Here is a 4,111-nt window from a genome sequence, read left to right as displayed (position 1 = left end):
ACATTGTAAGCAATGTAGCGAGGGCAATCAATACGGCTGTGAGTACTAACGCGGATGTAGTACTGCGGGTTTGAACGTGTTGCATAGCGTCCTCCTTATAAAGAAAATAGGCATGTGAATAATTACATCACATGCCTTTACTATATACTTTTACTGTAACACCTGCAAATAAAAGGAATTAAATATTTAAAATACAGTTAAGCGTACTCCTCAAAACGCTCCTCTACATTGTAGAGAACCTCGCAGTCACAACCGCCACCTTCATTAACAATCCATTCTAATACGCTTTCCACATCTACCTTTTGTGTTTCCAAAAATTCTCTTGTGAAAGTCAGACTATGATCGCAACTGTCATTTGCCTCTAATTTCTCGTCTACATAGTCAAAGAGATTCCAAAATAACTCTTCATCCATAGGCAGACTATCTTTAAAAGATTGCTTTTGCTCATTAGCATAAGCCTTTAGTAATTCCTTTTTACGCGCTTTATCCATGATAATGCTTTTCCTTTACATATTATGTTTTATATCTTTAATATCTGCCCCATAACTTATGTCTCATATAATTCTGGTCGTTCTAAAACTGTGCCATATTTTAGCTTCGGCAACTTAACTAACTGAGGATACAACTGCTTAACCTCTTTACAGGATCTTAATGTAAGATGTTCTAGATTATGGAGTTCTAAAATTGGAGAATAGTCTGTATCCATCACTTTAGCGGTCAAGAAGCTAAAGAATCGCAGCTGTTTTATATGACGTAGAAATCCCAATGATTGAACCTTAAGAATTTTAGGCGATGCGAAATCACCTTCTAAGGCGAGACTTTCGAGATTCTTCAGATTCGCTAATGGTGCATAATCATCAATTTGTTGAAAGTTCTCAAGCGACAGAGCCACTAAATTTTCTAATTTTGATATAGGCTCTAAACTCGATACGCTTCTACCAGATCCAATGTGTAAATATTCTAGTTCTTGTAAGTTCTCTAATTTTGAAATATCTGGATAGACGCCCCATTTTATATGTAATTTTTTGAGTCTCCGTTGGGCACACACCGCATCAAATAGGTCCTGTGACATTCTTGTACAAAACATAAGCTCTGTAAAAGCATCTGGATTATTTACTAGAAAATCACACCACTCCATCCAAATTCGCTTCTTATCTTTAGCAGAATAAGACTCTTCTAACTGTGTGCAGTTGATTATTAACTTGTCTTCACCATCATATTCTGAGACCTCTACCACAGATTTAGGCCGTGCATCATCCTTATGATAGTAGTCAAATCCATATTTAATTTGCTTTTCTGTTAACACTGCCATGTTACAATTCCTCATCTTCGCCAGTCGCATAATTGGTTTAGCTATAACTAAATCCATAGCCAACAAATTGTAATGACCTTAGCAAATCGATACAAGTACGTTCCCATTTGCTTCGAGCACTTGTTTATAGAAGCGTTTCATTTGTTCGAAATCATGAAGAAGTTCGTCTTTAATTTCTTCCTCTTCCTCATCGTAGTCCCAGATATTTGGATATAATTCGGCATCTTTGCAGGCTGCCATATCAAAGGATTCAAGAGCTTCTTCCATATCAAACTGCTCTAGAGCCACCACGATATCCGCTAACTTATCGTGTTCAGTATACGCCAAATAATCCGATAGTTCTTCAACAGCTGTTATGCCAAGCACAGCTTGACTAAGAGGGTTATTATCATCCTTATGGTCAGTACCTACGCCAGTTAGCATAAAGTGAAGTACATCCCACATCTTATCGATATCGAGCAATAATTCATCATCGTCATTCCACTCTTCAACGCTTTCAAGAATTTCCTCTTCTTCTGAGCCCATGGCTTTAAGCTCTTTTAAATTCGCATCGCTTAAACAGCTATAATTAGCAATTAGTCCCATAATTAAATCCTTTCATAAATTCTTCTAACCATTAGAAAAATAAATTTTCCGATTCTGTAACGCTTCCATCATCTTCATGGAAATAGCAGGTATATACCGGTTCACGATGCGCCGCATCATAAAATTTCTGTAAAATAGGAGTCAATTTTATCTCCATGGACATGTTAAAAGCATTCGCAATGGGTTCCCAAAGTTCCATTGGTGAATAGGACATAATATCTAGCTGCTTATTCTGAGCATAGGTATCTAATGTTACCAGATCAGAATACTTGCGAGAATCACAATAATCATGCCAACAAATACTAAAAATAATTAAATGAAATAAATCGTCCATACTTTCAGCTAAACGACCAGCAGCACCCTCACTACTCCAATAACCTATGGAGCCGTCCTCCAACAGATGATATTCACCGCCAGCACCATCTACAGCAAATGCCATCCCCGGCACGGAGAACGTGCAACGACCTTCAGCCGTATCCCTTTCCTCCAGCGCATCTAGCAAGCGAAAATCAAATAGCGTATCAAAATCTTCAGCTAACTTGGCATCATTTCGCAATATATCTAAATAACCCATCTTACACGCTCCTATTAGCAGAAATTATTCCTAGCAATTTAGCCTCTCCTTCATCAGATGTATCTAATAGCGGAATAGCTAACAAAAGTACTTGCAAGGAGTAATAATAAAAGCTAAAAAATAAATCATCAGGAAATACATCCTCTTCCTCATATCTAAGAACATCTTCGTCTTCATCATATTCTTCAGACCAAAGGTATTCTTCGTTGAGCATATCCTCAAAGTTCGGCAATGGCTCTGCATGCTCTAGCATAAGACCATCTCGAATGCACTCAGCAATCACAGTAAACAACTCAACCAATTGTTCTGCTAAATACTGAGCTACCTCATTATGAGCGCGCTCTTCCTGGGCTTTCTTAAAAATACGAAGCAAGAAAATCATGGCGAATGGTGTAGCATGCCACAACGTTGATTGGTGCTCAATATTGAGTTCTAACGCCTCACCAGCCGTATCAACCACTTCCAAGCTTTCCATATTCCACAATACATCAAGCTCAGCAGGAAAATCTGTAGCACGCCCGTAGGTTGTGGTTAACCGGTGCCAAGGTATATCACTGACTTTCACCGTTTCTATATATTGTTTCGTCACAGTATCCATTATAGTTATACCTTTATCAATATACTTTCGTGTTCCTATCCGTATATAACCTCTTTCACCAGTTCATAGGTGTCTATGAGACGTAGTTTTCCAACCCTAGGCTCATCTGTAATCTCCTCATAGATGTCCTCAAGCGTTCCCGCTGGTGCTAGTTTCCATAGTTTACACGGATATAGTTCAACAGTCCCAATAATTTCCAAATTATCCAGTAACAAACCTAAGTCCTTATGATTGAACCAACAATCTGTATCGATACCGAAATTTGTATTATCTTTCCGGCAGGCAATTTTACTATTTAAAAATTGCTCCATTGTTGGCCTTTCTTCTTGTAAAAGCCGCGTACAAGCTAAATGATATTCGATTTTCCGCGGTGATTGATCCACGTCAGAGACAAATATAGCACCATACTCGTTTTCAAACTTAACAGCTAATACGTCTCCCACATTAAAATGAGGTTCTCTCTTTGTTTTAGATTTACGAACCTTAAGCGGCTTTGGATTTTCACTTTGTAGCTGTACTGCTAACTTATCCAATACCTTTCGACGCTGTTTAAGGGCCTTACTATCGATTTCTAACCAAAACTCATGAGGACCCTGAGCGATGATGTCTAAGGCTTTCTCTTTGACGGCATCCGGTAGATGGCCTATCTTCCACAACGAATAAGCCACAGCAGTCCAATAAATCTCTGTATAAAACTCGTCAGTGCAAAAATTTTGTTCCTCACTTAAGATTTCAGAAATGATTGTATCAATACTGACGCCATCCTTATATCGCTCAACAATGGCATTATAAATATCATGGCCGTCATCACTATCTATGATTTTCACACCGTCAATTGCCATAAACATCTCCTTTAAGACAACAGCTCTTATTCCATCTCGCCATGAGTCGCTATAAATTCATCCTTAATCTGTTGCAGTTCTTGTTTAGCAACCATGTATTGTTTTATGTCAATTTGTCCCTTTTCTTTTTGTTCAGTTAAGGCTTTTTCTTTGTTTATGATTGTAATCCAATCTAACTGTACACTAAAGTCAGTATTCAC

At 38.1% G+C, this 4,111-nt stretch carries 6 protein-coding genes; all 6 read right to left on the bottom strand.

Annotation, left to right across the window (positions count from 1 at the left end):
• Positions 1 to 197 precede the first annotated feature (197 nt).
• The 6 genes from RYP29_RS08380 to RYP29_RS08355 all read right to left on the bottom strand — a co-directional run bounded on the left by RYP29_RS08380 (position 198) and on the right by RYP29_RS08355 (position 3,911).
• Positions 198 to 491, bottom strand: a complete 294-nt coding sequence (locus RYP29_RS08380) for a DUF2695 domain-containing protein (protein ID WP_311533072.1) — start codon at positions 489 to 491, stop codon at positions 198 to 200.
• Between the two features lie 56 nt (positions 492 to 547).
• Positions 548 to 1,327 carry a leucine-rich repeat domain-containing protein gene (locus RYP29_RS08375; RefSeq protein WP_311533070.1) on the bottom strand — a complete coding sequence of 260 codons (780 nt, stop codon included), beginning with the start codon at positions 1,325 to 1,327 and terminating at the stop codon, positions 548 to 550.
• A 63-nt stretch (positions 1,328 to 1,390) separates the two neighbouring features.
• Positions 1,391 to 1,897, bottom strand: coding sequence for a YfbM family protein (locus tag RYP29_RS08370; RefSeq protein WP_311533068.1), 507 nt, complete (start codon positions 1,895 to 1,897; stop codon positions 1,391 to 1,393).
• A gap of 31 nt (positions 1,898 to 1,928) precedes the next feature.
• Complete coding sequence (locus tag RYP29_RS08365; RefSeq protein ID WP_311533066.1) at positions 1,929 to 2,471, bottom strand: hypothetical protein; 543 nt, start codon at positions 2,469 to 2,471, stop codon at positions 1,929 to 1,931.
• Between the two features lies 1 nt (position 2,472).
• Positions 2,473 to 3,069, bottom strand: a complete 597-nt coding sequence (locus RYP29_RS08360; protein WP_311533064.1) for a hypothetical protein — start codon at positions 3,067 to 3,069, stop codon at positions 2,473 to 2,475.
• Between the two features lie 35 nt (positions 3,070 to 3,104).
• Complete coding sequence (locus tag RYP29_RS08355) at positions 3,105 to 3,911, bottom strand: hypothetical protein (RefSeq protein ID WP_311533062.1); 807 nt, start codon at positions 3,909 to 3,911, stop codon at positions 3,105 to 3,107.
• Positions 3,912 to 4,111: the final 200 nt, after the last annotated feature.

It is taken from the genome of uncultured Veillonella sp. (assembly GCF_963534045.1).
Lineage (GTDB): Bacteria > Bacillota > Negativicutes > Veillonellales > Veillonellaceae > Veillonella.
The sequence above is the reverse complement of the archived record's forward strand: the minus strand, read 5'-3'. Positions and strand labels throughout refer to the sequence as shown.

What these genes read in the sequence shown, in the direction of transcription:
- RYP29_RS08355 (WP_311533062.1), bottom strand. Translation starts at nt 3,911, where the DNA reads ATGGCAATTGACGGTGTGAAAATCATAGATAGTGATGACGGCCATGAT.
- RYP29_RS08370 (WP_311533068.1), bottom strand. Translation starts at nt 1,897, where the DNA reads ATGGGACTAATTGCTAATTATAGCTGTTTAAGCGATGCGAATTTAAAA.
- RYP29_RS08375 (WP_311533070.1), bottom strand. Translation starts at nt 1,327, where the DNA reads ATGAGGAATTGTAACATGGCAGTGTTAACAGAAAAGCAAATTAAATAT.
- RYP29_RS08365 (WP_311533066.1), bottom strand. Translation starts at nt 2,471, where the DNA reads ATGGGTTATTTAGATATATTGCGAAATGATGCCAAGTTAGCTGAAGAT.
- RYP29_RS08380 (WP_311533072.1), bottom strand. Translation starts at nt 491, where the DNA reads ATGGATAAAGCGCGTAAAAAGGAATTACTAAAGGCTTATGCTAATGAG.
- RYP29_RS08360 (WP_311533064.1), bottom strand. Translation starts at nt 3,069, where the DNA reads ATGGATACTGTGACGAAACAATATATAGAAACGGTGAAAGTCAGTGAT.